This window comes from Curtobacterium sp. MCBA15_001, assembly GCF_001864835.1.
Lineage (GTDB): Bacteria > Actinomycetota > Actinomycetes > Actinomycetales > Microbacteriaceae > Curtobacterium.
The window spans coordinates 1-14,678 of record NZ_MJGI01000002.1 but is presented as its reverse complement, the minus strand read 5'-3'; the positions used below and the strand labels follow the sequence as shown (position 1 = coordinate 14,678).

9 protein-coding genes, 1 tRNA gene and 1 pseudogene are annotated in these 14,678 nt (G+C 71.8%); 7 read left to right on the top strand and 4 right to left on the bottom strand.

Going from position 1 to position 14,678, the window contains the following annotated elements; genetic code table 11:
• Nucleotides 1–83: 83 nt before the first annotated feature.
• Nucleotides 84–1,082 (bottom strand): phosphotransferase, encoded by a 999-nt coding sequence (locus BIU90_RS00125; protein WP_071298219.1) that lies wholly within the window; start codon nucleotides 1,080–1,082, stop codon nucleotides 84–86.
• Nucleotides 1,083–1,195: 113 nt separating this feature from the next.
• Between BIU90_RS00125 and nudC the strand changes: the two genes are divergently transcribed.
• Both nudC and BIU90_RS00115 read left to right on the top strand, forming a co-directional pair.
• The gene (gene nudC, locus BIU90_RS00120) at nucleotides 1,196–2,131 is read left to right on the top strand and encodes an NAD(+) diphosphatase (RefSeq protein WP_071298303.1); all 936 of its coding nucleotides are present in this window, start codon (nucleotides 1,196–1,198) and stop codon (nucleotides 2,129–2,131) included.
• A complete protein-coding gene (locus tag BIU90_RS00115) occupies nucleotides 2,128–3,921 on the top strand; it encodes an ATP-dependent helicase (protein ID WP_139195031.1) in 1,794 nt (597 codons plus the stop codon). Before nudC ends, BIU90_RS00115 begins: the two co-directional genes overlap by 4 nt.
• Here BIU90_RS00115 and BIU90_RS00110 read toward each other — a convergent pair.
• Both BIU90_RS00110 and BIU90_RS00105 read right to left on the bottom strand, forming a co-directional pair.
• Nucleotides 3,812–4,669: a TOMM precursor leader peptide-binding protein gene (locus BIU90_RS00110; protein ID WP_071298218.1), complete on the bottom strand. Its 858-nt coding sequence runs from the start codon at nucleotides 4,667–4,669 to the stop codon at nucleotides 3,812–3,814. The genes BIU90_RS00115 and BIU90_RS00110 overlap by 110 nt on opposite strands.
• A 43-nt stretch (nucleotides 4,670–4,712) precedes the next feature.
• Nucleotides 4,713–6,164, bottom strand: a complete 1,452-nt coding sequence (locus tag BIU90_RS00105) for a zinc-dependent metalloprotease (RefSeq protein WP_071298217.1) — start codon at nucleotides 6,162–6,164, stop codon at nucleotides 4,713–4,715.
• Between the two features lie 128 nt (nucleotides 6,165–6,292).
• Between BIU90_RS00105 and BIU90_RS00100 the strand changes: the two genes are divergently transcribed.
• The 4 genes from BIU90_RS00100 (at nucleotide 6,293) to BIU90_RS00085 (ending at nucleotide 12,602) form a co-directional block, all read left to right on the top strand.
• Nucleotides 6,293–7,402 carry a PDZ domain-containing protein gene (locus BIU90_RS00100; RefSeq protein WP_071298216.1) on the top strand — a complete coding sequence of 370 codons (1,110 nt, stop codon included), beginning with the start codon at nucleotides 6,293–6,295 and terminating at the stop codon, nucleotides 7,400–7,402.
• A gap of 255 nt (nucleotides 7,403–7,657) precedes the next feature.
• Nucleotides 7,658–10,657, top strand: coding sequence for a UPF0182 family protein (locus BIU90_RS00095; RefSeq protein WP_175470096.1), 3,000 nt, complete (start codon nucleotides 7,658–7,660; stop codon nucleotides 10,655–10,657).
• Nucleotides 10,658–10,718: 61 nt separating this feature from the next.
• Nucleotides 10,719–10,795, top strand: a tRNA-Met gene (locus BIU90_RS00090).
• Nucleotides 10,796–11,783: 988 nt separating this feature from the next.
• Nucleotides 11,784–12,602 (top strand): carbon-nitrogen hydrolase family protein, encoded by an 819-nt coding sequence (locus tag BIU90_RS00085; RefSeq protein WP_071298215.1) that lies wholly within the window; start codon nucleotides 11,784–11,786, stop codon nucleotides 12,600–12,602.
• A gap of 7 nt (nucleotides 12,603–12,609) precedes the next feature.
• Here BIU90_RS00085 and BIU90_RS00080 read toward each other — a convergent pair whose 3' ends face one another.
• Nucleotides 12,610–13,809, bottom strand: coding sequence for an aminotransferase class I/II-fold pyridoxal phosphate-dependent enzyme (locus tag BIU90_RS00080; protein WP_071298214.1), 1,200 nt, complete (start codon nucleotides 13,807–13,809; stop codon nucleotides 12,610–12,612).
• Nucleotides 13,810–13,989: 180 nt separating this feature from the next.
• On the opposite strand from BIU90_RS00080, the pseudogene BIU90_RS00075 reads away from it, so the two are divergent.
• Nucleotides 13,990–14,678 (top strand): annotated as a pseudogene (locus BIU90_RS00075) (hypothetical protein); the annotation flags it as partial.

Sequence of the window (14,678 nt, the reverse complement as noted above, 5' to 3'; positions counted from 1 at the left end):
AGCCTCCAGACCGGAACGACCGGAACGACCGGAACGCCCGGAACGCCCGGAACGACCGAGCCGGGCCAGGCCGATCGGCCGGCTCAGCCGTGCTTGCGCTCGGTCGACGACAGCAGCTGCTCGACCTCGCCGATCTCCATCGTGTCTGGCGACACCGACTGCAGCGGGGCCGCGGTCGGCGCGTGCACCGCGTCCACCAGCCGGTGCATCATCGCGACCGCGTCGTCGACGACCTCGGTGCTCTTCGCCTGCACGCCGTGCAGCAGCCACTGCGCGGTCTCGAGCTCGTGGTAGACCCGGGCACGCTGGGCGAGCTGGCGGTCGCGTCCGCCGCCGTTCGCCTCGTAGGCGCTGAGGACGGTGGGGAAGGCCTCGCGCGGGCCGGCCAGCACCCAGGCCAGGTCCTTCGCCGGGTCGCCGAGCCGCAGCTCGCCCCACCCGAGCATGCCGGTGACGGTGTCGCCCTCGACGAGCAGCGCGTCCGTGCCGACGGCGCCGTGCACGACGGTCGGGGTGAACTGCCAGAGCTGCTGGTCACGGGCTGCGCCCTCCCATCGCTCCTGCAATGCAGCCGGCACGAGCTTGGTCGCGACCGCGCGGTCCATCGTGGAGACGGCGGAGCGCAGGACCTCGAACGGCGTGAGCGAGGGCAGCCCGGCATCGGTGACGAAGCTGGTCGGCAGCTGGTGGACCGCCGCGAGGGCGCGGCCGACGCTGGTGGCGAGCTCGGGACGCTCGCCGAGCGCCCGCAGGGTCGGGTGTGCGCCCGGCACGTGGCTGGTCACGATGGCGCGGGTCGAGCCGATCGGCGCCTGTCCGCGGTACTCGGCGACGGCGAACGGGAGGCGCGACCGGATCCCGGCGCTCAGCGCCCGGATCGCGACGAGGTCGGCCGACTGCCGTGCCTCGGCCCGCTGGTTGCGCGGCCGTCGGATGGTCGAGAGGACGCCGTCGGCGTGTCGCACGAGCGCCGACTCGTAGTCGCCGGACGCGACGGAGCCGAGGGTGCGCGTGCCCGTGACGACGAGTCCTGGGACGGCCGTCGTCGCCAACGCCGCTAGAGTGAACTGGGATCCCGCCATGCCCTCAGGGTAGGTCCGCCGAGGACCCAGACGGTGCGCGCCACACCGTGGCACCCGGCTCGACCGCCTCGGTCGGCTCGGTCCTGCAACGACACCGACATGAGGAGTCCCACGTGACCGTGGAGTTCGCCGCCCGCCTGCCGCTCGCCCGCAACGAACTCGACCGCGACGCCGAGTTCCGCACCGTCCCCGACGTCGGGCGTGTCCTGCGCGACGACGTCGACACCCGGTTCCTGCCCGTGCACCGGGCCGCGATGCTGCGGAACGCCGACGGCACGCTGCGCTTCGTGGCCGCCGCGGACGTCCCCGAGTCGGCGCCGCTGGTCTACCTCGGCCGCTCGCTCGCCGACGCCGCGGACGCGCCCGCCGGCACCCGGTTCGCGGCCGCGCTGGTCGACGACGAGACCGCGCGACAGATCGAGCCGGAGGACGCCGCGTGGGAGAACCTGCGCATGTTCGGCACCGAGCTCTCCGCGCGAGACCAGGGGCTGGCGGTCGAGGCCGTCGCGATGGCGAACTGGCACGCCGTGCACGGGTTCTCGCCGCGGACCGGCTCCGACACCGAGGTCGTGACCGGCGGCTGGGTGCGCCGCGACGACCAGGGGCACGAGCTCTTCCCGCGCACCGACGCCGCCGTGATCGTCGGCGTGGTGGACCGCGACGACCGCATCCTGCTCGGCTCGAACGCCGCGTGGGACCAGGACCGCTACTCGTTGCTCGCCGGGTTCGTCGAGCCGGGGGAGTCGCTCGAGGACGCCGTCCGACGCGAGGTCTTCGAGGAGTCCGGCGTGCACGTCGAGGAACCGGAGTACCTCGGCTCGCAGCCGTGGCCGTTCCCCGCCTCGCTCATGGTGGGCTTCCGCGCCCGGGCGCTCGACGGCGACCCCTCGACCGTCCGCCCCGACGGGGTCGAGATCCTCGACGTGCAGTGGTTCTCGCGCGAGGACATCCGCGAGCGCGCCGGTGACACGCTGCACCTGCCCGGTCGGACGTCGATCGCGCGGGCGATCATCGAGGAGTGGTACGGCGGCCCGCTGGACCTGCCGTGACGGTTCCCGAGGGGCGTGAGCCCGACGGGCGTCGCGCCGCCGCGCCGCCGCGTGCCGAGGGGCGCCGCCCGGTCGCGCCGCCGAGCCCCGAGGCGCTGCTGGCCGCGCTCGACGCCGAACAGCGGGGAGTCGCGACGACGCTCCTCGGTCCGGTCGCCGTGCTGGCGGGCGCCGGGACCGGCAAGACCCGGGCGATCACGCACCGGATCGCGTACGGGGTGGCCACCGGCACGTACTCGCCGGCCCACGTCCTCGCGCTGACGTTCACGACCCGAGCGGCCGGGGAGCTGCGGAGTCGCCTGCGCGCACTCGGCGCCGGGACCGTGCAGGCCCGGACCTTCCACGCGGCGGCGATGAGCCAGCTGAGCTACTTCTGGCCGGACACCGTCGGCGGGCACGCTCCGAAGATCGTCGAGTCCAAGGCCCGGATCATCGCGCACGCGGCGGACTCGGTCGGCATCCACGTCGACAAGCCCGTGCTGCGGGACCTGGCGGCCGAGGTCGAGTGGCGCAAGGTGCAGCGGCTGACGTACGACGAGTACGAGTCCGCGGCCGCCGACCGGGTGATGCCCCGCGACACCGCGCCCACGAAGGTCATCGACCTGATGCGTGCCTACGAACGGCTCAAGGACGACCGTCGGCAGATCGACTTCGAGGACGTCCTGCTCGCGACGCTCGGGATGGTCGAGTCGGAGCCGCGCGTGGCCAGCTACGTCCGGCAGCAGTACCGCTTCTTCGTGGTCGACGAGTACCAGGACGTCTCGCCCGTGCAGCACGACCTGCTCAAGGCGTGGCTCGGCGACCGGCAGGACCTCTGCGTGGTCGGTGACGCCAGCCAGACGATCTACTCGTTCGCCGGGGCGTCCAGCCGGTACCTGCTCGGGTTCGGGTCGGAGTTCCCCCGCGGCTCCGTCCTTCGGCTCGAGCGGAACTACCGGTCCACGCCACAGGTGGTGCACGCCGCGAACGCCCTGATGCGCGGGCAGCCGGGCGCGCTCGACCTCGCCGCGCAGAGCACCGAGCCCGGCCCGGAGCCCGTCGTGGTGCCGTGCGTGCACGACGGTGACGAGGCGCAGACGATCGCGCGCCGCATCACCGAGCTCGTCGGCGGCGGGGCGGCGTTCGGCGACTGTGCGGTGCTGTTCCGGGTCGGTGCGCAGTCCGCGGCGCTCGAAGCGGCACTCGGTCGCAACGGGATCCCGTACCGCGTGCAGGGCGGCACCCGGTTCTTCGACCGACCCGAGGTCAAGCTCGCGGTGCACCACATGCGCGGCGAGGCGATCCGGCAGACCGACGACGAGCTGACCCGACGCGTCGGCCTCGTGCTGCAGATCAGCGGGTGGACGCCGACCGCTCCCGAGGGCACCGGAGCGGTCCGCGAGCAGTGGGAGGCGCTCCAGGCGATCATGGGCCTGGCGGAGGACGCCCCCGCCGGCACCACGATGCAGGAGTTCACGCAGGACCTGGTCGACCGCGCGGCCACCCACCACGAGCCCGACCTGGACGCCGTGACCCTGGCGACGCTGCACTCGTCGAAGGGGCTCGAGTGGCCGAACGTGGTGATCGCCGGCGCCGCCGAGGGACTGCTGCCGATCTCGCACGCCACCACCGACGACGAGGTCGACGAGGAACGCCGCCTGTTCTACGTCGGCCTGACCCGAGCACGCCGGACCGTCACCGTCACGTGGTCACGCCAGGGCTCCATGCGCGGGGGGTCCCGGGGGCCGAGTCGGTTCCTGGCAGCGCTCGACACGCACACCGCGGGTGCGGGGCCGTCGACCGTCGGGTGACCGACAGGTCGTCGCGCTCGAACACGAGCTGCTCCACCCCCGGTGCCGTCGAGGTGCGGGGCAGGAGCTCGACGACGAGCCGGGTGACCGCGGCGGCGACGGCTGCGGTCCGGTAGGGGGAGAGCGGCGCGGCCGGCCGGCCCCACACCTGCGCCGCGATGGCCGGCCACGCGGGGTCATCGTCGACGCGGGCGTACTCCAGGCACTGCAGGCACGGGCCGACGCCGGGCACGATCACCGGACCGACCCGGACACGCCCGTCGCTCACGACCACGGGCAGGTGCGGCAGGCCGCGCCGGGTCCAGGCGGCTCGGAGCGCGGGGTCGACGACGTGGTCGGCGACCACCACGCCGAACTTCGGGGTCGGTGTGGGCAGCGTGACCGGACCACCGCGGGGTGCGCTGGTCCGGACGACGGTGACACCTTCGCCGGTGAGGAAGGTGTCGAGCGTGTCGGCGACCGCGCCGGACCCGTGCACCTGGGTGCGGACGAGCGGCTCAGGGAGCATGTCGAGCACCGCGGGCGAGGCCGCTCCCAGCACGTGCGCGGCGACCTCTGGGCGGCAGCCGACGCTCGCCGCCACCCCGGCCAGGGCGTCCCGACCGGTCTCCGCGCGCAGGGCGAGCAGGAAGCGTTCCTGGTTGGTGGTCGGGACGGCGACCACAGCGCGCGGGGGGTCGACCCCGAGCTGCACCGTCGACGGGTCACGCCAGACGAACTCGAGGTCCGGATCGATGCGGATGCCCATGCAGCAACCGTGTCGGACCCGGCCCGCGCGCGGGGACCCGGCGTCAGATCTGTGGAGAACCCTTCGGCCCGGAGCCAGGCCCGGACCCGGCGTCCGACCCGTCGTCCGGCCCGGAGCCGTCGTCCGGCCCGGACTCGTCCTCGACCCCGCCGGACTCGTCCTCGTGCGGACGTGCACCCGTGGTGTCGTTGAGCAGGTCCTCGAGCGCCCGGTCGAACTCGTCGTCCGCGGGCGTCTGCCCGGGGTCCCGCAGCCGGGCCACCAGGGACTCCGGCGCGTCGATGTCGTCGCTGCCGGGCACCAGGTCGAACGCGGCCCACAGGGCGTCGCGCTGCTCGGCCCCGAGCTCGTCGGTGACGCGTTGCCACATCGCAGCGGCCTCACGCAGTCGACGCGGCCGGAGCTCCAGCCCGACGAGGGTCGCGAACGCGGACTCGGCCGGGCCACCCGACGCGCGACGACGGCGGACCGTCTCGGCGATCGCACCCGAGCGGGGCAGGCGTGCCGTGGCCGCGGCGGTGACGGTGTCGACCCAGCCCTCGACCAGCGCGAGCATCGTCTCGAGCCGGGCGAGTGCGGCGTCCTGCTCGGGGGAGCGCGGCGGGATCAGCGCGCCGGAGGCCAGGGCGTCCCGCAGCTGTTCCTGGTCGGTGGGGTCGATGTCCGCGGCGAGTTCCTCGACCCGGTCGAACGGGATGTGGATGCCGCGGGCGTACTCGGTGATCGAGGAGATGATGTGCAGCCGGAGCCACCGAGCCGAGCGGAACAACCGCGCGTGGGCGAGCTCGCGGACGGCCAGGTAGATCCGGACCTCGTCCACGGGGACGTCGAGCCCCTCGGCGAACTCGGCCACGTTCTGGGGCAGCAGCGCCGCGACCTGCTCGTCCAGCAGCGGCACGCCGACGTCGCCGCCGGACACCACCTCCTTGGAGAGTTGCCCGACGACCTGGCCGAGCTGGATCGCGAAGAGCGCCCCGCCCACGCCGCGCATCGCCTTCGAGACGTCGCCCAGCATGGCCTTCAGCTCTTCCGGTGCACGCTGGTCGATCGCCTCGGTCAGGGCGTCCGCGATGCTGGCCGCCACCGGTTCGGCGATCTGCGTCCACACCGGCGCCGTTGCCTTCGCCCACTGTTCCCGCGTGTACAGACTCGGCGTCGCGGTGAGCTCGGCGACGGTGGTGACCTCGTCGAGCCAGAGCGCGGCGACCTGGAAGGCCTGGTCGCTCGCCTGGCTGGTCGCGGGGTCCACCCCGTGCGAGCCCTCCTTCGCGATCGCGACGGCCCGCTCCGAGGTCACCGAGAAGTCGATGCCGTCCCCGCCGTTCTGCGCGGCCTGCTGCAACTGGCTCATCAGGTTCGCGACGAACGCCGGGTCGTTCGGCAGTCCGGCGGCACCGGCCAGTTGCGAGGGGTCGATCTGCCCCTCGCCGGCGAGGAGCTTGCGGAGCATCTCCTGGAAGTCGTCGTCCGGACCCGGCTGCGGTTCATCAGGCATGCGCACTACGCTAATCCCCGCTCGTGGAGCCGCACCTGGGACGGCCCCGCGGGAGTGCCCATCCGGCTGCGCCGAGGGCGAACACCCGGGCCGCGTCCGCCGGCCGACACCTCGCAAAGGACCTGTCGTTGAGCCTCTTCGCCCCCGAGCCCCGTCGTCGCTCCCGTTCCCGCACCGTCGGCTGGGTGCTGGTCGTCGGCGCCGTCGTCCTGGCGATCGTGGCGAGCGTGCTGCCGAGCCCGTACGTCATCGAGCTCCCCGGACCGGTGTTCAACACGATCGGCACGCAGCAGCAGGGGACCGGCAAGGACGCGAAGGACGTCAAGCTCATCCAGGTCGAGGGGCGGCAGACCTACCCGACGTCGGGCGCGCTCGACATGCTCACCGTCAGCGTCGAGGGCAACGCCGACCAGCGTCCGTCGTGGACGAGCGTCATCCGGGCACTGTTCACGAAGTCGCAGGCGGTCGTGCCGGCGTCGGAGCTCTTCCCGCCCGGCGTGACGACCGAGCAGGTGAACCAGCAGGACGCCGCCGACATGTCGAACTCGCAGCAGTCCGCCGTGGCCGCCGCGATGATCCAGCAGGGCATCGCGGTCCCGACGAAGCTCGAGGTCGGCACCGTCGGCACGGGCACCGCGGCCGAGGGCACCATCCGCAAGGGCGACGTCATCACGGCGTTCGACGGCACGTCGCTGACGACCGACGCGGATGCCTCGACTCTGCGCGACCTCGTCGCGAAGCACGGCACGTCCTCGCCTGCCACGGTCACGATCACCCGTGACGGCGCTTCGCGCGACGTGCAGGTCACGCCCCGCGAGCAGAGCGGCACCGCACTGCTGGGTGTCGGCGTGGTCGAGCGGTACGACTTCCCCTTCGACGTGTCGATCAAGCTGCAGGACGTCGGCGGCCCCTCGGCGGGCATGATGTTCGCGCTCGGGATCATCGACGAGATCACCCCCGGCAAGCTCAACGGCGGCAAGCACGTGGCCGGCACCGGCACGATCACCGCGGACGGCGAGGTCGGCCCGATCGGCGGCATCCGCCAGAAGCTCTACGGTGCGAAGGACGCCGGGGCGACGGTCTTCCTCGCTCCCGCCGACAACTGCAACGAGGTCGTCGGGCACGTCCCCGACGGCCTGGACGTCTACGCCGTGAAGACACTGGACCAGGCGGTCACCGACCTGCAGACGGTGGCGAGCGGGAAGAGCACGGCTGGTCTGGCGACCTGCGGGTCCTGACCCGCGCCCTGCGGTCCCCACCTGCGCGACGCACGGTGCGATGCGGGGTCTCCCGTGCCTCCCGTCCGGACGGGAGGATCGGGGTGCGTTCCTGAGTCCGGGTACAGCTTCGCTGTCGGTGACGTCCCATAGGATCGTGGGACTGACGGCCCGGTGCGCCGGGCCGGCCGGTCCGACACGTCTGGAGCACATCACGTGACGACACCCTCGTCCACCTCGTCCACCGCGGGACGGCGTTCGCCGCGTGTCCCGATCGTGGTCACGATCATCGTGCTCGCAGCACTGGTGATCGCCTTCTTCGTCTTCGCCAGCCTGTACACGGACTACGCGTGGTTCGCGCAGCTCGGGTTCCAGCAGGTCCTCACCACCAGGTGGCTCGCAGGTTCGGCGATGTTCGCTGCCGGCTTCCTGGGCATGGCGGTCCCGGTCTACGTCAGCATCCTGCTGGCCTTCCGGCTCCGACCCGTCTACGCCAAGCTCGGCTCGCAGCTCGACCGCTACCAGCAGGTCATCGAGCCGCTCCGTCGCGTGGTCATGATCGGCATCCCGGTCGTGCTCGGCATCTTCGCTGGCCTGGCCACCGCACCGCGCTGGAGCATGGTGCTGGAGTACTTCAACCGGACGCCGTTCGGCAAGACCGACCCGCAGTTCGGGCTCGACATCGGCTTCTACGTGTTCGAGCTGCCCTTCTGGCGCTCCGTCGTCGCCTACGCGTCGGCCGTCGTCCTGATCGCCGGGCTCGCCGCGCTCGCCGCCTGCTACCTGTACGGCGCCATGCGCTTCGGTGGCCGCGAGGTCCGCATCTCCCGCGCCGCGCGCGTCCAGCTCTCCGTCACCGCAGCCGTCTACATCGCGCTGCAGGCCGTCAGCCTGTGGCTCGACCAGTACGCGGCCCTGACCAAGAGCAACTCGCTCATCACCGGTGCGCAGTACACCGAGGTCAACGCGACGATCCCCGGCCGCGAGATCATGGCCGGGATCGCGGCGATCGTCGCGATCCTGTTCATCGTCACCGCTGTGATCGGCCGCTGGCGGATCTCGGTCGTCGGCACCGGGCTGCTGCTCGTCTCCGCGATCGTCATCGGCGGCATCTACCCGTGGATCGTGCAGCGGCTGCAGGTCGCCCCGTCGGAGCGCTCGTACGAGTCGGCGTACATCCAGCGGAACATCGACGCCACCCGCGACGCCTACGACGTGGCCGGCGTGAAGGAGTCCGACTACGACGCCACCACCGAGACCGCTTCGGGTGCGCTCGCGCAGGACGCCCAGACCACCACGAACATCCGCCTGATCGACCCGAAGATCGTCTCGGACACGTTCAGCCAACTGCAGCAGTCGCGCCAGTACTACCAGTTCCCGAACGAGCTCGACGTCGACCGGTACGACATCAAGGGTCAGACCGAGGACACCGTCATCGCGGTGCGCGACATCGACCTCGACGGCCTGAGCAGCGCCGCCAACACGCAGTACAACCGCACGTTCGTGTACACCCACGGCTTCGGTGTCGCCGCTGCCTACGGCAACCAGCGTGCGAGCGACGGCAAGCCGGTGTTCCTCGAGTCGGGCATCCCGTCCTCCGGAGCGCTCGGTGACTACCAGCAGCGGGTGTACTTCGGCGAGACCTCGCCGCCGTACTCGATCGTCGGCGCGCCGAAGGGCACCAAGAACGTCGAGCTGGACTACCCGTCCGGGTCCGACGACTCGAACGACGCCAACGGCGGCAACGCCACGACGACGTACCAGGGCGACGGCGGCCCGAGCATCGGCAACTTCTTCAACCGCCTGGTCTACGCGGCGAAGTTCCAGTCGGAGCAGATCCTGCTCTCGAACGCCGTCAACCCGGACTCGCAGATCCTCTACGACCGCGACCCGATCACCCGCGTGCAGAAGGTCGCGCCGTACCTGACGCTGGACAGCGACGCCTACCCGGCGATCGTCGACCACCGTCTGCAGTGGATCGTCGACGGGTACACGACGTCGGACGCCTACCCGTACAGCCAGAGCCAGAGCCTGGCGGACAGCATCAACGGGACCGAGTCCTCGACGTTCCGCACCGACCAGGTGAACTACATCCGGAACTCGGTGAAGGCCACGGTCGACGCCTACACGGGGAAGGTCACGCTCTACACCTGGGACACCAAGGACCCGGTGCTGAAGACGTGGCAGAAGATCTTCCCGACGGCGACCGAGCCGGTGTCGCAGATGAGCGCCGAACTGCTCGACCACGTCCGGTACCCCACCGACCTGTTCAAGGTGCAGCGCTCGATCCTCGGCACCTACCACGTCACCAACGCGAACTCGTTCTACTCCGGTGACGACGCGTGGACGACCCCGTCCGACCCGACCGCCACCTCGAACGACAGCGAGTCGACCGCGGTGACGAACACCACGACGACGAACGCGCTGGGCACCCAGACGACGGCGACGCGGGCCGACCAGCAGGACCCGTACTACCTGACCATGAAGGTGCCCGGGCAGGGGACGGCGTACACGCTCTACACGACGTACATCCCGCAACAGACGGGGTCGAACGCGCGGAACGTGCTGACGGGGTACCTGGCCGTGGACTCGGACGCCGGAGGGGCCGGCAAGGGCAAACGAGCCTCCGGGTACGGCAAGCTCACGCTGTTGACGATCCCGAAGACGGACAACATCCCCGGTCCGCTCCAGGTGCAGAACCTGTTCAACTCCGACACCACGGTGTCCCAGGAGCTGAACATCCTGAAGCGCGGGAACAGCACCGTGAAGCAGGGCAACCTGCTCACGCTGCCCGTCGGTGGTGGCTTCCTCTACGTGCAGCCCGTCTACGTGCAGTCCACGTCGAGTGGCTCCTACCCGCTGCTGCAGAAGGTCCTCGTGGCCTTCGGCGACAAGATCGCGTTCGAGGACACCCTCGACGAGGCGCTGAACCAGCTCTTCGGTGGCGACTCCGGGGCCTCCGCCGGGGACTCGGGCGCTGCGAGTGGCTCAGGATCCTCGGCCGGGACCGGTTCGGACGCCGGCACGGGGTCGTCGGACGGCTCGGGTGCGGCCGGATCCGGGTCGGGTTCGTCCGGCGCCGGGACCGGCACTGGTTCGGGGACGCAGAGTCCCGCGCTGCGCCAGGCCCTCGCGGACGCGAGTGCTGCGCTGCAGGACCGCCAGCAGGCCTACGCCGACAACGACCTGGTCGCGGCGGCCGAGGCGGACAAGCGTCTGCAAGAGGCGATCAGCGCCGCGGTCGAGGCCGAGAACGACACCAGTTCGGGCAACTGACACTCGGGCGGGGCGCTCGATTTGGCGCCCCGCTCGAACCCGTGTAGTGTTACAGACGTGCCGCGGGGTGGAGCAGTTCGGTAGCTCGCTGGGCTCATAACCCAGAGGTCGTAGGTTCAAATCCTGCCCCCGCAACCAACGCGTCACAAGAAGCCCCGGTCCTTTCGGACCGGGGCTTCTTCGCGTGCCCGGGGTCTTTGTGTGCGCGGGGCTGTCGCGTGCCCGGGGAGCTCCTTCGTGCGCCCCGGGCTTCCTCATGTGCCCCGGTCTTGTGTGCGCGAGTTTCTTGTTGCCGGGGCACTCCTCCGTGCGGCCGTCCGACGAGCGCGCGTCCGTGCGTCTTCTCGCGAGCGGGCGAAACACCCGGGTGCCCGCTGTCACGACCGCGCGTTCGTGCCCGCTCAGCGTCCGGGGTGACGGGCCCGCCCGTCCGTGAGTCAGTGGCGTGCGCGCCCCTCGATCGCGCGAGCGGGCGGAATGTCAGCGTGCGTCCTGCCCCGACCCCACGGGTCCGCCCGCTCGGCGCGTTCGGGTCGGGCATGCGCGGGCGGGTATGCGCGGGCAGGCATGCGTGCGCGGGCATCAGGGAGCGGGCGAAATGCGAGCGTGCGCCGGATGCCGACCCCGCGGATCCGCCCGTTCGGCGCGCTCGGGACGGGCATGCGCGGGCAGGCACGCGTGCGCGGGCATCAGGGAGCGGGCGAAATGCAAGCGTGCGCCGGGCGCCGACCCCGCGGATCCGCCCGTTCGGTGTTCGGCGGAGTGGGATCCTGGCCCAGGATGCACGAGCGGGCGCATTGGCTGGGTGCGTTCGACAATCACCCCGAGGTTCCGCCCGCTCGGCATCGGGTGGACTTCGGGGAGCGGGCTGGCGGGCGCGAGCGGGCGGATCGGCGTTGTGCGTCCGGCGCTGACCCCGACATTCCGCCCGCTCGGCGCATGGAGGAGAGGGCGACGCCGCGAGCGGGCGGATCGGTCGGGTGTGATCGGCGTGGACCACGGCATTCCGCCCGCTCAGGGTGAGGGAGGACGGGCGAGGGCGACGGGCGAGGGGGACGGGTAAGGGGGACGGGAGCGCGGGCGCGGGCGAGGGCGGGTGCCACGGGGGAGTCGGTAGGGTCGGGGCATGTCAGCCCTCACGATCGCGGCGGCGCAGTTCGCCCCAGTGGACGATCCGGACGTGAACCTCGAGACCGTCCGGTCCGACGCGCGGGATGCGGCAGCACGGGGCGCGGACGTGCTCGTCACCCCCGAGTACACCTCGTACTTCACGCCGGACATCGACGACCGCTTCGTCGGGGCAGCGCAGCCGCTCGACGGACCCTTCGTCACCGGCCTCCGAGCGATCGCCCGCGAGCACGGCCTGGCACTCGTCGTCGGCGTGGCGGAGACGGCCGACGATCCTGATCGGTTCCGGAACACCCTCGTCGCCGTCGATCGCTCCGGCGAGATCGTCTGCACCTACCGGAAGGTGCACCTCTACGACGCGTTCGGCTCTCGGGAGTCCGACCGCATCGACGCCGGCGACCCCGAGCAGCTCCCGGTGTTCGACCTCGACGGCGTCCGCATCGGCCTCGAGACCTGCTACGACCTGCGGTTCCCCGAGGTCACCCGACGCCTGGCCGCCACCGAGACCGGTGCCGCGGACGTCGTGGTCCTCCCGGCGGAGTGGGTGCGCGGTCCCGGCAAGGAACACCACTGGCGCACGCTGCTCACGGCTCGTGCGATCGAGAACACGGTCTGGGTACTGGGGGCCGGACAGGCGCCGCCCATCGGCATCGGTGGGTCCGTCCTGCTCGACCCGTCTGGAGTGGCGACTGCTGCGCTGGGAGCCGAGCCGGGCCTCCTGGTCGGTGCAGTCGACACCGACGTGACGGACGCGGTCCGGCGCGTCAACCCCTCGCTGTCACTCCGCCGGTACGACGTGACGACGCGCGCGTCGTGACGAGCCACTAGGAAGAGCGCAGCCCGGCCAGGCGCGCCGCCGCGTCCTCGAGCACACTCCGCCGCTTGCAGAACGCGAACCGGACGAGCGAGCGGTACCCTGCGGCGTGGTCGGGCCGCACGAACGCCGACACCGGGACGCCGACGACGCCTGCCAGGGCCGGGAGCTCGAGGCAGAACGCCCGAGCGTCCGCGAAGCCGAGCGGTGCGACGTCGGCGATGACGAAGTAGCCACCGTCCGGCGTCATGACGTCGAGGCCGGCGGCGACGAGCCCGCCGGACAGCAGCGCGTGCTTGCTGCGGAGGTCCGCGGCGATCCCGGCGAAGACGGCGTCCGGGAGTCGGAGTCCGGCGGCCACCGCGGGCTGGAACGGTGCGCCGTTGACGTACGTGAGGAACTGCTTGACCGACACGATCGCGTCGACGAGCGCTGCGGGTGCCGTCAGCCAGCCGATCTTCCACCCGGTCGTGCTGAAGGTCTTGCCAGCGCTCGAGATGGTGACGGTGCGGTCGCGGGCACCCGGGAGCGTCGCGATGGGGACGTGTCGGCGGTCGAACACCAGGTGCTCGTACACCTCGTCGGTGACGATCACCGCGTCGTGCTGCTCGACGAGCTCGACGACCGTCCGGAGGACCTCCGTCGGCAGGACCCGGCCCGTCGGGTTGTGCGGGGTGTTCACGAGGACGGCACGCGTGCGGTCGGTGAACGCCGCGCGCAGGGTGGCCTCGTCGGGTAGGAAGTCCGGCGAGGCGAGCGGCACCGTCACGTGGTGCCCGCCGGCGAGGCCGATCAGGGCGCCGTACGCGTCGTAGAACGGCTCGAAGGTGATGACCTCGTCCCCGGGCTCGACGAGCGCCAGCAGTGTCGCGGCCAGGGCCTCGGTCGCGCCTGCGGTGACGAGGACCTCGCGGTCCGGGTCGACGTGCAGCCCGTACCAGCGCTCCTGGTGCTCGGCGATCGCGAGCCGCAGGTCCGGCGTGCCACGACCGGGCGGGTACTGGTTGACGCCGTCGCGGATCGCCCGGACAGCGGCTTCGAGGACCTCGGCCGGGCCGTCCTCGTCCGGGAAGCCCTGCCCGAGGTTGATCGCTCCGGTGCTGGCGGCGAGGGCGCTCATCTCGGCGAAGACGGTCGGTGCGGGGACGCCGTCCGGACCGAGGAGCATCGCCCCGGCCGCCGCACGGGTCCAGGGTCCGGACTGCCGCATGTGGTTCCCTCCGAGAGCGTTCACGCCGATCGGACCCCAACCTAGTGCGTGCCCGGGAACGCGCCGGGAGGGCATCCACAGCCGACGCATAAGATCGCCATAGGGCTCTCGCAGCGCCACCAGGACCATCGCCCAGGTGCGTCCGACAGACTGCACGGGCTTGGAAGGAGCACGTTCAGCATGACCGACACCACGCCCCACGGCCACGGCGACGACCACCGTCCGGACGACACGACCCCCGAGGTCGCGCCCGACGGTGCCGCGCAGCAGGCGGGCGACGCCGGAGCGTCGACGCCGAGCGACTCCCACACACCCGACGCGGACCACATGGCTGCGTCCGCCGACGCGGACCACAGCGACGACCACCGCAGCGACGCCGACCACACCGACGCAGACCACACCGACGTGATCGAGCCAGCGCAGGCGAACGCGACCGAGCCGTTCGGCAGCGACCAGCACACGGACCAGTACACAGCGCCGTACCCCACCACCGAGTACGGCCAGGCCCAGTACGGGCAGGAGGCCCAGTACGGTCAGCAGACCGGCTCCGGCCAGCAGGACCAGTACGGCCAGAGCCCGTACGGCCAGTCCGAGTCCGGCCAGTCCCAGTACGGGCAGTACGGCCAGAGCCAGTACGGCCAGTCCGAGTCCGGCCAGTCCCAGTACGGGCAGACCGGCCAGCACGGCCAGGGCAGCCAGTACGGACAGGGCTCCCAGAACGGGCAGTACGGCCAGAGCAGCCAGTACGGCGAGAACGCGCAGTACGGCCAGACCGGTCAGTACGGCCAGACCAGCCAGTACGGGCAGACCGGTCAGTACGGTCAGGCGCCCCAGTACGGCGAGAACGCGCAGTACGGCCAGACGTCGCA

Bases quoted from the DNA above. Each gene is read 5' to 3' on its own strand.
- BIU90_RS00085 (WP_071298215.1), top strand. From the start codon at position 11,784: ATGTCAGCCCTCACGATCGCGGCGGCGCAGTTCGCCCCAGTGGACGAT.
- BIU90_RS00110 (WP_071298218.1), bottom strand. From the start codon at position 4,669: ATGGGCATCCGCATCGATCCGGACCTCGAGTTCGTCTGGCGTGACCCG.
- BIU90_RS00105 (WP_071298217.1), bottom strand. From the start codon at position 6,164: ATGCCTGATGAACCGCAGCCGGGTCCGGACGACGACTTCCAGGAGATG.
- BIU90_RS00125 (WP_071298219.1), bottom strand. From the start codon at position 1,082: ATGGCGGGATCCCAGTTCACTCTAGCGGCGTTGGCGACGACGGCCGTC.
- BIU90_RS00080 (WP_071298214.1), bottom strand. From the start codon at position 13,809: ATGCGGCAGTCCGGACCCTGGACCCGTGCGGCGGCCGGGGCGATGCTC.